This is a genomic window from Caulobacter sp. FV2ps19, assembly GCF_058681035.1.
The window spans coordinates 734,068-747,425 of record NZ_CM178729.1 but is presented as its reverse complement, the minus strand read 5'-3'; the positions used below and the strand labels follow the sequence as shown (position 1 = coordinate 747,425).

Here is a 13,358-nt window from a genome sequence, read left to right as displayed (position 1 = left end):
CGGGAAGCCTCGCCCATCGACCACCCGCGCGGAACGCCCCGGGCGCCGGACCGTTTGATCCGCAGTATCAGGAGAGACTTCATGGCCGACCGCGACGACACCTACGATCCGACCACCCCCGATGCGAACCGCAATATCCATGACGGCGGCGGGGTCGGGGCCCGCGACCTGGCCAGACAAGAAGAGCCGTCAGAGATCGTTCCCGAGGGCGACCATGGTGAGGACCCGCCGGCCGAGCCGATCGGTCTGGCCCATCCAGTGAAGTGATCGGGGCTCCCCCCTCTGCCGACCCCAAAGCCTCCGTCATGCCCGCCCCGCGGCGGGATGACGAAGGCTTTGGGGTGCTCGGCCCGCCTCGCGCCGGAGATTGACTCCGCCAGGCAAATGAACAACACTTCACTACATGGTGAAGCATCAGGCCTCCGATATCGATCGTACGTTCGCGGCGCTCGCCGACCCCACCCGGCGGCATCTGCTGCTGCGCCTGAAGGACGAGCCCGGACTGTCGGTGAGCGAGCTCGCACGGCCGCTGTCGCTGAAGCTTCCCGGCATGATGAAGCATCTGGATGTACTGTCCGATGCGGGACTGATCACACGCACCAAGACCGGCCGGACCGTATCGGTTCACCTTTCCGTCGCGCCGATGCGCGAGGCGATGGCCTGGCTCGAACGGTATGAGCGCCTCTGGACGGTAAGCCTCGACCGGTTGGTGGCGCTCGTTGAAGAGGATGGCGAGCCATGAGCCCTCACCTTCCCAGCGTGACCCTTGTGCGCAGGATCAAGGCCCCGCCCGCCAGGGTGTGGGCGGCGATCACCCGGCCTGAGCAGATGATGCTGTGGTGGGGGCCGGATGCGGGGCCGACACTCAGCGCCCTGGCCGATGTTCGCCCGGGCGGGCGGTTCAGTATCGTGTTCCGGCTGCTGAACGGCCAGGAGCACAACCCGACCGGACTCTATCGAGAGGTGGTTCCCGAAAAGAAACTGGTCTTCACCTGGGACTGGCCCGGCATGCCGGAACGCGAGTCGCTGGTCACGTTCCAGCTTGAGCCACTGGACGGCGGAACCGAACTGACCCTGATCCACGACCATCTGCCAGACGAAGACGCGCGCCAAAGCCACGAGGCCGGCTGGAGCGGCCTGCTCGACAAGCTCCCGGTATTTCTTGGAGACGCCCCATGAGCGACCTGACCCTCACCACCTTCGATTGGGCGCCCGAACCGCCGCGCGGCTTTGTGCGCGACCTGCGCGTGCGCTGGGCGCTGGAGGAAGCTGGCCTGTCCTATCGCGTCGAGAGCACGCCCTTCCGCGACAAGACGGCCGAGCACTTCGCGCATCAGCCCTTTGGCCAGGCGCCGTGGCTGACCGACGGGGACCTGTCGATTTTCGAAAGCGGCGCGATCCTGCTGCATCTCGGCGAGCTGAGCGACGCGCTGCTGCCCACCGATCCGCGCGGCCGAAGCGACGCCAAGGCGTGGCTCTTCGCGGCCCTCAACTCGGTCGAGGCGGCGAGCCTGCCCTGGTCCATTCTGGTGTTCTCTGGAGAGAGCCGCGATACGGCGGCCTGGAAGATGATGGACGATTTCCTCAAGACCCACCGTCTCAGACACCTGGAGCCGGTGCTGGCCGGCCGCGATTGGCTGGCCGGGACGTTCTCCATCGCCGACATCCTGATGGCCGACGTCCTGCGCCTCGTCGATCGGTTCGACGGGTTGGCGGACTATCCCGCCTGTCGCGACTACGTCGCCCGCGCCACGGCCCGCCCCGCCTTCGTGAAGGCCCATGCCGACCAGATGGCTCATTTCGCGGCGGCGGACTGACCCTTCAGACCTGGCATTCCGGACAGAAGAACGTCGAGCGCCCCGCCTGGACTTCGCGGGCGATCACGCCCTTGCAACCCGGCGTCGGGCACGGCTGGCCCTCGCGGTCATAGACCCGGAAACGATGCTGGAAATAGCCCAGGGCCCCGTCGGCGGCGGCGAAGTCCTTCAGGGTGGAGCCGCCGACCTCGACCGCCTCGGCCAGCACGTCCTTGATGGCCGTGGTCAGAGGCCCCAGCCGCTTGCCGGCGATCATGCCCGACGGTTTGAACGGCGAGATCCGCGCCCGGTGCAGGGCCTCGCACACATAGATATTGCCCAGGCCCGCGACCGTCTTCTGGTCCAGCAGCAGGGTCTTGGGCCCCTGCTTGCGATTGGCGAAGGCTTTCACCAGGGTCCTGGCGTCAAAACCCTCGCCCAGAGGCTCGGGGCCCATGGTCGCGAACCAGGGATGGTGATCCACGCGGTCGGTGGGGATCAGGTCCATGAACCCGAAGCGCCGGGGGTCGTGATAGGTGACCACCGCCCCCTCTTCCGTTTCGAAGATCACATGGGCGTGCTTGTCGTCGGGCCGGACTTCGCGGGCGAAGTCGCCGGGGCGGCCAATTCTTGCTGGGTTTGCGCCTTCAGGCGCGGCGATCTCAAAACGCCCGGTCATGCCCAGATGCATCACCAGGGTGTCGCCGCGATCCAGCGGGGCCAGCAGATATTTGGCCCGCCGGTCCAGCCGCAGGATCCTGGCGCCGGTCAGGCGCTGGACGAAGCCATCCGGCAACGGAAAGCGCAGATCGGGGCGGTTGGCCCGCACGCGGCTGAGGCGCGCGCCGCTCAGCACCGGCTCAAGGCCCCGGCGGACCGTCTCGACTTCGGGTAATTCGGGCAAGGTTGGGCCTCAAGAAGGTGACGCGACGCGGTCGGCGGTCTAAGAGCGGACGAACCTATATAGAGCCTGGTCGAAAGACGTCATGAGCAAGCCTGCCGCTACATTCGGTTTCAAGGACGTCGATCCTTCGGTGAAGGCCGGCCTCGTGCGCGGCGTGTTCGACCGCGTCGCCAAGAACTACGACCTGATGAACGACCTGATGAGCGGGGGCGTGCACCGTCTGTGGAAGGACGCCGTCGCCGCGCGCCTCAATCCGCAACCGGGCGAGGTGATCATCGACTGCGCCGGCGGCACCGGCGACATGGCCCGCCGCTTCGCGAAAATGGCCCGCCGCGCCCAGGAGCGCCGCGGCGGTCCCGACGCCCTGATCAACATCATCGACTACAATGCCGAGATGATCGCCGCCGGCATCGAAAAGGGCGGCGAGCCCGAGATCACCTGGACCGTCGGCGACGCTCAGCGCCTTCCCCTGCCCGACGCCTATGCCGACGCCTATGTCATCTCGTTCGGCATTCGCAATGTCACCGATATCGATGCGGCCCTTCGCGAGGCGCGCCGGGTGCTCAAGCCCGGCGGACGGTTCATCTGTCTGGAATTTTCGCGCCCGGCCACCGAGTTTCTGGCGAAAGCCTATGACGCCTACAGCTTCAAGGTCATCCCGCAGGTCGGCGAATGGGTGGCCAAGGACCGTGACGCCTATCAGTACCTGGTCGAGAGCATCCGCCGTTTCCCCGACCAGCGGACCTTCCTGGCGATGATGGAAGCGGCTGGCTTCAAGCGGGCCACCTACTCAAACTTCACTGGCGGCGTCGCGGCGATGCACCAGGGCTGGGCGCTCTGAGTTGAGCTGTTTCCCGCGACCTATGCCTTCCTCACCCGATCGCCCCAGCGAGGGCCGAGGCCCCGATCACCGGGCTGAGCCGCGCCGATGAGCTCCAGACTGTCCGCCTTCTGGCGCCTGATCGGCGCGGGCTGGGTGCTGGTGCGGGCCGACGCCCTGATCCCCCGCGAGATCGACCCCCTGCTCCCGCCTTCGGCGCGGCTGGCCGCACGGACCCTGCGGCTTTTCTCCGGACCCCGCGCCCGGCTGGGCCGACCCGGCCAGAGGCTGGCCGGCGTTCTGGAAACCCTGGGCCCCGCCGCGATCAAGATGGGCCAGTTCCTGTCGACCCGGGCCGACATCTTCGGGACCCCGTTCGCCGACGACCTGTCTCGCCTGAAGGACCGCCTGCCGCCCTTCCCGCTCGACCAGGCCCGCATCGCGATCGAACTCAGCCTGGGCCGACCGCTCGAGACCCTGTTCTCGCAGCTGGATGAACCGGTCGCCGCCGCCTCCCTGGCCCAGGCCCATCCGGCCTGGCTGCTGGACGGCCAAAAGGTGGCGGTGAAGGTGCTGCGCCCCGGGATCGAGCGACGCGTGGCCGAGGACAGCGCCGTACTGCGCCTGGCCGCCGCCCTGGCCGATCGGCTGGTCCCTGAAGCCCGTCGCCTGAAGCCCCGCGATTTCGTCGAGGTGGTGATCCGGGCCCTGGACCTGGAGATGGACCTGCGCTTCGAGGCCGCCGGCTGCGCCGAGCTGGGCGAGGTGATGGCCCGGGACGCCTATATGACCGCCCCGGCGGTGGTCTGGGACGGCGTCGGCAAACGGGTCCTGACCCTCAGCTGGGCCGACGGAGAGCCTCTGTCGGACCCTGAAACGCTCAACCTGCCGGGCCTGGACCGCAAGGCCCTGGCCGACAACATCACCCGCGGCTTCCTGGCCCAGGCCCTGGACCACGGGCTGTTCCACGCCGACCTGCACGAGGGCAATCTGTTCGTCGCGGCGCCGGCCAAAGTGGTGGCTGTCGACTACGGCATCATCGGTCGCCTGGGCCCCGGCGAGCGGAAATATCTGGCCGAGATCCTGTACGGCTTCCTGAACCGCGACTATGCGCGCATCGCGCGGATCCATTTCGAGGCCGGCTATGTGCCCGCCCACCACGATGTCGACGCCTTCGCCCAGGCCCTGCGCGCAGTCGGTGAGCCGATCTTCGGCCGCGACGCCCGCCAGGTGTCGATGGGCAAGCTGCTGGCCCAGCTGTTCGAGATCACCGCCCTGTTCGAAATGGCCCTGCGGCCCGAACTGGTTCTGCTGCAGAAGACCATGGTCACCGTAGAGGGCGTGGCCCGGCGCATCGATCCGGCTCATGACATCTGGGCCGCCGCCGATCCCGTGGTCCGTCGCTGGATCACCCGCGAGCTGTCACCCGCCGCCAAGGTTCGCGACTTCGCCGACGAGGCGCTGAAGGCCTTGAGGGCCCTGGCCCGCCTGGCCGAGACGCCGCCGGCGACCGTGGCCGTCGTCACGCCCAGGACCGGCAGCCCGCTGGCCTGGTTCGCGACCGGCGCGCTGGTGGCGGTTCTGGCCTTTCTGGCCGGCGCCCGGGCCTTCGGCTGAGCGCAGACTATCCGCTGGTTGACGGTTCTCGCTCACGGGCGGCTGTGGCGCGACGCGCCTCGCGCGCCTTCTGCGCGTCCCAATAGAGCGCGCCGTCGTCGGGCTTGAACAGGGCCCGGGGCGCGCCCGCCTTGGAAACCACCGCGAAGACATTGCCCTTGGGATCATAGATCAGGGTGTCGCCATTGGCCCGCGTCAGGGTCTCGACGCCCTTGGGCGGATCGCTGACGAACCTGTGGGCGGCGGCGACATAGTCGTCGACCGTCTCGGCGCCGAAGGCCGCGCCGTTGCGCTCAAAGCCGCGCTGGGCGTTTTCCTCGGCGGTGCGGGTTCGGTTGGCCGCCCAGAACGGCTTGCCCGACACCAGGCGAACCGGGGCGTCGCGCGGGTCGCTTCGATCCGTCCGCGCGGGCGGCGAGGGATCCGCCCTGCCGGACTCGGCCCTTTCGCCGGCCTTGGGCGCGCGCACCGCAGAGGCGCCGCCATCGCACGCCGCCAGAACCAGAGCGCCGATCGCCAGCAACGACGCGGCGCCGATCTGAAATCCGTTCAACCTCATGGCTCCATTATCCCATTTGATCAACCTTTCCGATATATGAACGAAAACGGAACACGAGTCGAGTCCGTCACACGCTTGTCCTTTGTCGGATCGCCGCGCATGGGCCATAAGGGCCATGAGCAAGGCGGAGACTGACCGGCTGTGGGTGACAAACGGGTTCTTCTGATCGTCGGCGGCGGCATCGCCGCCTACAAGGCGCTGGAGCTGACGCGCCTGCTGCGCAAGGCCGGGGTCGCTGTGCGACCGATCCTGACCAAGGCCGGGGCCGCGTTCGTCACGCCCCTGTCCCTGGGCTCCTTGGCCGAGGACAGGGTCTATGATGAGCTGTTCTCCCTGACCGACGAGGCCGAGATGGGCCACATCCAGCTGTCGCGCTCAGCCGACCTGGTGGTGGTGGTCCCGGCGACCGCCGACCTGATCGCCAAGGCCGCCCACGGCCTGGCCGGCGACCTGGCCTCGACCACCCTGCTGGCCACCGACAAGCCGGTGCTGATGGCGCCGGCCATGAACGTGCGAATGTGGCTGCACCCGGCCACCCAGCGCAATATCGCCACCCTGAAAGCCGACGGCGTGCGGTTTGTCGGCCCGGACGAGGGGGCCATGGCCTGCGGCGAGTTCGGCCCGGGCCGTCTGGCCGAGCCCGACGTCATCTTCACCGCCATCATGGACGCCCTGGACGGCCCGATCGACAAGCCCCTGGCCGGCAAGCGGGCCCTGGTCACCGCCGGTCCGACCTTCGAGCCGATCGATCCTGTGCGCGGCGTCACCAACCGCTCCAGCGGGCGGCAAGGCTTCGCCATCGCCGAGGCCCTGGCCCGGCTGGGGGCCGAGGTCACCCTGATCGCCGGCCCCGTGTTCCTGCCCACCCCGCCCGGCGTGACCCGCGTCGATGTCGAGACCGCCCGCCAGATGCTGGCCGCCAGCCAGGCCGCCCTGCCCGCCGATGTCGGCGTCTTCGTCGCCGCCGTCGCCGACTGGCGGGTCGATGAGGCCTTCGGAACCAAGCTGAAGAAGGAAAAGGGCGGCCCGCCGGCCCTGACCTTCGTCGAAAACCCCGACATCCTGGCCACCGTTTCAGCCACCGGGCCCCGTCGTCCGCGCCTGGTCATCGGCTTCGCCGCCGAGACCAATGATGTCGAGATGCACGCCCGCGCCAAGCTGTCGCGAAAGGGCTGCGACTGGATCATCGCCAATGATGTCACTGAGCCCGGCGTGATGGGCGGCGACGAGAACGCCGTCCTGCTGGTCACCCGCGAGAAGACCGAGCGCTGGGACCGGACCTCCAAGGACGAGGTGGCGCGCGCCATCGCCCTGCGGATCGCCGCCGCCCTGGCCTGACCCCCCCCCAAGGCCTGACTCCCCAAGGACTGGCCCCCGAAGGGCTGGCCCCGAACCCGCCAAATCAGCTACAGCCGGGGCGCTTCGCCCTTCAGGACCCTGACGATGCCTGCGCTCACGATCCGTTTCAAACGCTGGGACGACAATGCCGACCTGCCGGTTCCGACCTATGCCACGGCGGGCGCGGCGGGTTTCGACCTGCGGGCCCATGTGCCGGAGGATCAGCCGATCGTGCTGAAGCCCGGCGCACGCTGCATGGCCCCCACCGGCTTTTCGGTGGCGATCCCGGACGGGTTCGAGATGCAGGTGCGGCCGCGCTCAGGCCTGGCGTTCAAGAACGGCGTCACGGTCACCAATGCGCCGGGCACCATCGACAGCGACTATCGCGGTCAGGTCTGCGTCCTGCTGATCAATCTGGGAGAAGAGGACTTCACGATCCGCCGCGGCGATCGCATCGCCCAGGGCGTCATCGCCGCCGCGCCGCAGTGGATGCTGGTCGAGGTCGACAGCCTGGACGCCACCGACCGGGGCGCGGGCGGGTTCGGCTCAACGGGCGTCTAGAGCAAGGCGCGTGAAATCGGACTCTCGCGCCTTGCTCCAGGTTTTTGTTTTCGCATCGGTTTTGCGGAAAACCGGCGTCCACTTTTCCGCACGATGCTCTAGGCCCTAGCCGTTGACGGCGCGCAGGCCCACGACCAGATAGCCGCCGAAACCGGCGGCGAAGGCTGCAGCGGCAAGCCAGAGCACGGGCCGGAACATGGCCAGGGGCGATTGACCGAGCGGGGGCTGAATATTCATCGGCGCATCCTTTGGCGCGAGCGTAACGAGGGCGGCGGACAGAGACCGCAATAGAGATACGCGCTCCCCGTCGCTTGGTTGCGGTGGGGGACGGCTTCTAGTGTCTATTGATTCTAGCGCAAGGCGAAATTGCGACCCGTTGTCACGGGAGCCCTTGGCGCGGGCGAACCTCTTGATTTTTGGACGCCTGCGTCCATTTATCACTTGCCGCTGAGGCAGGCGGCCTTTATCGGGCGCGTCGCGCTGTTGGGTTTGTCAGGGTTTGGGTCATGGCTGTTCCGGAAAACAAGAAGCTTGTTCCCATGGTTGTCGGCGGCGTCGCCGCCCTGGCGATCGTGGTCGGCGGAACGCTCTGGTTCATCGACAAGCAAAGGTTCGAGTCCACGGACAACGCCTTTGTTCAGGCCGACACCGTGCAGATCAGCCCGCAGGTTTCCGGGGCTGTCCAGGAGGTTCTGGTCGCTGACAACCAGCGGGTGGAACCCGGCCAGGTCCTGGCCCGTATCGATCCCTCGACCTTCCAGGCCAGGCTTGATCAGGCGATAGCCAACGCCCAGGCCCTGGACGCCGCCATCAGCGCCGTCGATGACAAGGCCATGCTCGAACAGGCCCTGATCGCCCAGAAGGCGGCGGGGGTGTCGTCCGCCCAGGCTGACGCCAGCCGGGCCAAGGCCGATCTCGACCGCTATAGCAGCCTGGCCGGCGAGGGCTGGGTTTCGCAGCAGAAGATCCAGACCACGCGCGCGACCGCCTCCCAGAGCTCGGCCGCCGTGGTCAGCGCCCAGGCCGCGCTTGAAGCCGAACGACGCGCCGCCCAGTCGCTGGGGTCCGCCAAGGCGCAGACCATCGCCCAGGCCGCCGCCGCCCATGCAGCGGTCGAGCAGGCCAGGCTGGATCTGGACCACACCGTCATCCGCGCGCCGGTCGCCGGCGTCGTCGGGGCCCGGTCGGTCCGTCCGGGGCAACTGGTGCAGCCCGGCGTCTCGCTGATGTCGGTGGTGCCCCTGGGCCAGAGCTATGTGATCGCCAATTTCAAGGAAACCCAGGTCTCCCGCCTGCGGGTGGGCCAGCCGGTCGAGATCAAGGCCGACGCTTTCGGCAAGCAGACGATCCGCGGCAAGGTCGACAGCTTCGCCCCGGCCACCGGCCAGGAGTTCGCCCTGATCCCGGTCGAGAACGCGGTGGGCAATTTCACCAAGATCACCCAGCGCCTGCCGGTGAAGATCGCCGTTGACCCCTCCAAGTACGGCGCGGCCCTGCGTCCGGGCCTGTCGGTCGAGATCAAGGTCGATGTCCGCGACCGCTCGGGCCCCTCCTTCGCTGAAGCCGGTCAGGTCTCGCCGCAGGTCGCGCGCGAAGGGGCCGCGCGCTAGCGCCCGGCCATGACCGCCGCCGCTCTCCCCGCCTCCGGCGCCACGTCGTCCTCATCGGGCGCGGGCGCGCCGCCCGCGACGCCACAGATCGACTGGACCAAGCTGTTCCTCGGCTTCGGCGCCATGGTCATCGGCCAGTTCATGGCCATTCTCGACATCCAGATCGTCGCGGCCTCCCTGCCGCAGATCCAGGCCGGCGTGGGCGCCAGCGCCGACCAGGTCAGCTGGATCCAGACCGCCTATCTGATCCCCGAAGTCGTGATGATCCCGCTGTCGGGCTATCTGTCGCGTCTGTGGGGCACCCAGAAGGTCTATCTGGCCTCGTGCGCCGGCTTCATCATCATGAGCGTCCTGACGGGTCTGTCCTCGTCGATCGACATGATGATCGTGACCCGGGCCCTGCAGGGCTTCATCGGCGGGGCGATGATCCCGACGGTGTTCGCCGTGGCCTTCACCGCCTTCCCGCCCGAGCGTCGGATCACCGCCAGCGTGATCATGGGCCTGATCGTCACCCTGGCCCCGACGGTGGGTCCCACCCTGGGCGGCCATCTGACCGAGTGGCTGTCCTGGCGCTGGCTGTTCTTCATCAATGTGCCGACCGGCCTGATCGTGCTGTTCGGCGTCGCGCGCTGGGGCGAGTTCGACAAGGGCGACCCCAGCCTCTCCCAGGGTTTCGACTGGTTCGGCCTGGGCGTGATGGCCACCTTCCTGATGAGCCTGCAGTTCGTGCTGGAAGAAGGCGCCAAGAACAGCTGGTTCCAGGACGACGTGATCCTGGGCCTGGCCGTTCTGGCCGCCGTCACCGGCGTGGTCTTCGTCTGGCGATCCCTGACCTACAACAATCCGATCGTCGAGCTGCGGGCCTTCGCCAACCGCAACTTCTCCGTCGGGGTGCTGATGACCGCCGTGTCCGGCGCCAGCCTGTTTGGCGGCACCTTCCTGCTGCCGCAGTTCCTGGGCCGGGTGCGCCACTATTCGGCGTCCGAGGTGGGCACCACCATGGTGATTTCCGGTCTCTCGATGTTTCTGACCGGTCCGATCGCGGGCCGACTGGTCCGCAAGACCGACCCGCGCGTGCCCATGGTCGTCGGGTTCCTGCTGGCCGGCTGGGGCATGTACATGGCCCACGGCGTGACCGCGGAATGGGGTTTCTGGGAGTTTGCCGGGGTTCAGGCCTGTCGCGGCGTCGGCGTGATGATCGCGATGATCGCCACCCAGCAGATCACCATGAGCACCCTGCCCCCGCACATGGTCAAGAACGCCTCGGGCCTGGTCAATCTGGCGCGCAATACCGGCGGGGCCATGGGGCTGGCCATGCTGGCCACCACCATCACCCAGCAGACGGCGCTCTACTACAATTCCCTGTCGTCCAGCGTCACGGCCGGCAGCGGCGGAGCGCAGAGCATGATGACGGCCCTGGTCGCCCGCATGACCCAGCTGGGCGTCGCCAACCCGGACGGCGCCGCCCGCAAGGCCTTTTCCGGCATGCTCGAGCAACAGGCCACGGTGCTGGCCTTCGGCGACAGCTTCACCCTGCTGGCCATAGGCTGCTTCATCGCCGCGGGCGTGTCGCTGCTGGCCCAGCCGGCGGCCGGCGCGGCGGCGCCGCCCTCGGACGCGCACTGATGCCCAGGGTTCCGGGACAGATCGACGTCGCCAAGACCGAGGCCATTCTCGACGCAGCCATCGAGGTCATTGGCCAGCGTGGCCTGTCGGCCCCCATGGCGGCCATCGCCAGGCAGGCGGGCGTGTCCAAGCAGACGGTCTATAATCACTATGGCTGCAAGGCCGAGCTGATCCGGGCGCTGATGGCGCGGCGGGTCGCTGTGATCACCGCCCCCTTGCGCGACGCCATCGCCGACAACCATCCGCGCCAGGCGCTGACAGCCTATGCCCGTTCAGTGTTGGACACCGTGATCTCGACCAAGGGTCATTCGGTGATGCGTGTGATCATCCAGGGGGCGGGTGAAATGCCCGACGTCGCTCACGAGGTGTTCGAGGCCGGGCCGCGCCACGCACGGCGGCAGCTGGCCGCCTTCCTGGAAACCGAGACCCGCCTGGGTCGCCTGAAGATTGAAAATTTCGATCAGGCCGCGGAGTTCTTCACGGGCATGGTCCTGGGCCACAGCCAGCTGCGGTCCCTGCTGCGTCTGCCCCCGGACAAGACTCCGGAAGAGTTCGACAGCCTCGCGCGCGAGGCCGCCGAGCGCTTCATCCGGGCCTATGCCCCTTAAAAATCAGGCTTCGGCTTCGTCCGGCATGCCCATCATGTGGAAGCCGGCGTCGACGTGAACCACTTCGCCGGTGGTCGAACGACCCAGGTCCGAAGCCAGCCACAGGGCGCAGCCCGCGACGCCTTCCATAGAGGTGTCTTCCTTCATGGCGCTGAAGGCGCGGCCCTGGGCGATCATGCCCCGGCCGCCCGAGATGCCCGCCAGGGCCAGGGTGCGCATGGCGCCGGCCGAGATGGCGTTGCAGCGGATGCCCTTGGGACCCAGGTCGCGGGCGATATAGCGGGTGCAGGCTTCCAGCGCCGCCTTGGCGACGCCCATGGTGTTGTAGTTGGGGATGGTCCGCTCCGACCCCAGATAGGTCATGGTGATCAGCGAGCCGCCGTTGGGCATCAGCTTGGCGGCGCGCTTGGCGACGTCGACGAAGCTGAAGGCCGAGATGTTCATGGCCAGCAGGAAACCCTCGCGGGTGGTGTTGTCGACGAACGACCCCTTCAGTTCGTCCTTGTTGGCGAAGGCCACCGAGTGGATCACGAAGTCGATCGTGCCGAACGTCTCTTCGATGGTCGCGAAAGCCGCGTCCATCGAGGCGTCGTCGGTGACGTCGGCGGGGACAAGGGTGGTCACGCCGATGCTCTCGGCCAGCGGCCGGACGCGACGCTCAAGGGCCTCGCCCTGATAGGTGAAGATCATCTCGGCGCCCTGGGCGGCCAGCTGAGAAGCGATGCCCCAGGCGATGGAGTTGTGATTGGCCACGCCCATGACGAGGCCCTTCTTGCCCCGCATCAGCTCGCCCTTGGGGAATGCGTATTCGTCGGCCATGGCTTGGCTCTCCTGAAAGTCTCGTCGCTAGCTAGCAGGACCCATCGCGCCTTGGAACCCCGGCCTAATGGACGCGGACCGTCCGCAGCAGGGTTTGGCGAATGAAGCCGAGGATCGCGCGTGGCCCCAGCCGGACCCGCCGGCCGTCCACCCTGGGCCAGACCCAGCCGCCGGTCCGCAGGTTCGACGGCAAACGCAGGTACAGGCGGCCCCTCGCCTCATGCGACAGGCGCGGCGTGTAATAGAGGCAGTTTTCAAAGAAATAGTGGACCACCAGCGACCGGCGGGTCGCGCCCTGACGCTCTATGGCCGTGCCGCCATGGGCCAGGTTGGCGGCCCAGACCAGAGCCTGGCCCTTCTTCAGCAGGGCCCGGCGCGGCGCGTTGTCCAGCTGGCGGGCGAAGGCCGGCTCATAGAAGCGTTCATAGTCCTCGGCCGTGGCCACGCGGTCGGCGACCCCGACCGCCTCCATGCCCAGCACCGGCTGACGGTGGCTGCCCGGATGATAGAACAGCGGCCCGGCGTCAGGCTCCACATCCTCCAGAGCGATCCACACCCCGCACATGAACCTTTGCGGCTCGCTGTGAAAATGGACGGTGTCGCTGTGGGCCCGCTGCTCACTGCCGACCAGGAAGTTCAGGGTCTGGAACGCGAAGGGCTTGCGGCCATAGGCCAGACGAAGCCGGGACTCGATGATCGGCAGGGTCGACAGGGCCCGCACCGCCGGCGAACGCCGCCAGGCGTCCTGGGCGCGCCGCGCGCCAGACGCGAAATAGCCATCGGTCTGAGCGATCACCGCGTCGCAGAGCGCCACGCCCTCGGGGCCCAGGTCGATGATCGCGACGCCGTCGCGGTGCAGATCGGCCACGAACTGGCGCTCGGCCTCACTGGCGCCGACAGCGATGAGATAGGCCTCGATCTCGTCGCCCTCGGCCCATGGCGCCGGTGGCTCGCTATGAAAACGCATTGTCCGCCGCCCCCGGTGGTCACCTGTCGTTCCTTAAACGGTCCCGGGGGAAAAGATCAATCTCAGGTCGCGGCGGGGCGGCCCGCTCTAAACAGATCCTAGGCCTGGCGCGCGGTCACCGAAGCCCCGCGCC

General features: G+C 68.0%; 16 protein-coding genes. 11 read left to right on the top strand and 5 right to left on the bottom strand.

Annotation, left to right across the window (positions count from 1 at the left end; genetic code table 11):
* Positions 1–81: 81 nt before the first annotated feature.
* The 4 genes from ACW18B_RS03580 to ACW18B_RS03565 all read left to right on the top strand — a co-directional run bounded on the left by ACW18B_RS03580 (position 82) and on the right by ACW18B_RS03565 (position 1,817).
* Positions 82–267 carry a hypothetical protein gene (locus ACW18B_RS03580; protein ID WP_492049616.1) on the top strand — a complete coding sequence of 62 codons (186 nt, stop codon included), beginning with the start codon at positions 82–84 and terminating at the stop codon, positions 265–267.
* Positions 268–403: 136 nt separating this feature from the next.
* Positions 404–742, top strand: coding sequence for an ArsR/SmtB family transcription factor (locus ACW18B_RS03575; RefSeq protein WP_492049615.1), 339 nt, complete (start codon positions 404–406; stop codon positions 740–742).
* Complete coding sequence (locus ACW18B_RS03570; RefSeq protein ID WP_492049614.1) at positions 739–1,179, top strand: SRPBCC family protein; 441 nt, start codon at positions 739–741, stop codon at positions 1,177–1,179. The genes ACW18B_RS03575 and ACW18B_RS03570 overlap by 4 nt, the downstream gene beginning before the upstream one ends.
* Entirely contained in the window at positions 1,176–1,817 is a 642-nt protein-coding gene (locus tag ACW18B_RS03565) for a glutathione S-transferase family protein (protein WP_492049612.1), read from the top strand. Before ACW18B_RS03570 ends, ACW18B_RS03565 begins: the two co-directional genes overlap by 4 nt.
* 4 nt (positions 1,818–1,821) lie before the next feature.
* Here ACW18B_RS03565 and mutM read toward each other — a convergent pair whose 3' ends face one another.
* A complete protein-coding gene (gene mutM, locus ACW18B_RS03560) occupies positions 1,822–2,700 on the bottom strand; it encodes a bifunctional DNA-formamidopyrimidine glycosylase/DNA-(apurinic or apyrimidinic site) lyase (protein WP_492049610.1) in 879 nt (292 codons plus the stop codon).
* A gap of 82 nt (positions 2,701–2,782) precedes the next feature.
* Between mutM and ACW18B_RS03555 the strand changes: the two genes are divergently transcribed.
* Together ACW18B_RS03555 and ubiB are read left to right on the top strand one after the other, a co-directional pair.
* The gene (locus ACW18B_RS03555) at positions 2,783–3,541 is read left to right on the top strand and encodes a class I SAM-dependent methyltransferase (protein ID WP_492049609.1); all 759 of its coding nucleotides are present in this window, start codon (positions 2,783–2,785) and stop codon (positions 3,539–3,541) included.
* 87 nt (positions 3,542–3,628) lie between these two features.
* Positions 3,629–5,137 carry a 2-polyprenylphenol 6-hydroxylase gene (gene ubiB / locus ACW18B_RS03550; protein ID WP_492049607.1) on the top strand — a complete coding sequence of 503 codons (1,509 nt, stop codon included), beginning with the start codon at positions 3,629–3,631 and terminating at the stop codon, positions 5,135–5,137.
* A 7-nt stretch (positions 5,138–5,144) separates the two neighbouring features.
* On the opposite strand, the gene ACW18B_RS03545 is transcribed toward ubiB, so the two are convergent.
* Positions 5,145–5,696 carry a hypothetical protein gene (locus ACW18B_RS03545; protein ID WP_492049606.1) on the bottom strand — a complete coding sequence of 184 codons (552 nt, stop codon included), beginning with the start codon at positions 5,694–5,696 and terminating at the stop codon, positions 5,145–5,147.
* Between the two features lie 141 nt (positions 5,697–5,837).
* Between ACW18B_RS03545 and coaBC the strand changes: the two genes are divergently transcribed.
* Together coaBC and dut are read left to right on the top strand one after the other, a co-directional pair.
* A complete protein-coding gene (coaBC, locus tag ACW18B_RS03540; RefSeq protein WP_492049604.1) occupies positions 5,838–7,034 on the top strand; it encodes a bifunctional phosphopantothenoylcysteine decarboxylase/phosphopantothenate--cysteine ligase CoaBC in 1,197 nt (398 codons plus the stop codon).
* A 105-nt stretch (positions 7,035–7,139) separates the two neighbouring features.
* On the top strand, positions 7,140–7,595 hold the full coding sequence (gene dut, locus ACW18B_RS03535) for a dUTP diphosphatase (protein WP_492049603.1): 456 nt from the start codon (positions 7,140–7,142) through the stop codon (positions 7,593–7,595).
* 105 nt (positions 7,596–7,700) lie between these two features.
* Here dut and ACW18B_RS03530 read toward each other — a convergent pair whose 3' ends face one another.
* Positions 7,701–7,832 (bottom strand): hypothetical protein, encoded by a 132-nt coding sequence (locus ACW18B_RS03530; protein WP_492049601.1) that lies wholly within the window; start codon positions 7,830–7,832, stop codon positions 7,701–7,703.
* 269 nt (positions 7,833–8,101) lie between these two features.
* Here ACW18B_RS03530 and ACW18B_RS03525 point away from each other — a divergent pair, with 269 nt between their 5' ends.
* Genes ACW18B_RS03525 through ACW18B_RS03515 form a run of 3 tightly spaced genes read left to right on the top strand, consistent with a single transcriptional unit; the run spans position 8,102 to position 11,439 of the window.
* Positions 8,102–9,205 carry an HlyD family secretion protein gene (locus ACW18B_RS03525; protein WP_492049599.1) on the top strand — a complete coding sequence of 368 codons (1,104 nt, stop codon included), beginning with the start codon at positions 8,102–8,104 and terminating at the stop codon, positions 9,203–9,205.
* Between the two features lie 9 nt (positions 9,206–9,214).
* On the top strand, positions 9,215–10,831 hold the full coding sequence (locus ACW18B_RS03520) for a DHA2 family efflux MFS transporter permease subunit (protein WP_492049598.1): 1,617 nt from the start codon (positions 9,215–9,217) through the stop codon (positions 10,829–10,831).
* Positions 10,831–11,439, top strand: a complete 609-nt coding sequence (locus ACW18B_RS03515; protein ID WP_492049596.1) for a TetR/AcrR family transcriptional regulator — start codon at positions 10,831–10,833, stop codon at positions 11,437–11,439. The genes ACW18B_RS03520 and ACW18B_RS03515 overlap by 1 nt, the downstream gene beginning before the upstream one ends.
* A 3-nt stretch (positions 11,440–11,442) precedes the next feature.
* Here the strand turns inward: ACW18B_RS03515 and ACW18B_RS03510 are convergent, their stop codons facing one another.
* Both ACW18B_RS03510 and ACW18B_RS03505 read right to left on the bottom strand, forming a co-directional pair.
* On the bottom strand, positions 11,443–12,258 hold the full coding sequence (locus tag ACW18B_RS03510; protein WP_492049595.1) for an enoyl-ACP reductase FabI: 816 nt from the start codon (positions 12,256–12,258) through the stop codon (positions 11,443–11,445).
* A 64-nt stretch (positions 12,259–12,322) separates the two neighbouring features.
* Positions 12,323–13,225: a phytanoyl-CoA dioxygenase family protein gene (locus ACW18B_RS03505; protein ID WP_492049594.1), complete on the bottom strand. Its 903-nt coding sequence runs from the start codon at positions 13,223–13,225 to the stop codon at positions 12,323–12,325.
* Positions 13,226–13,358: the final 133 nt, after the last annotated feature.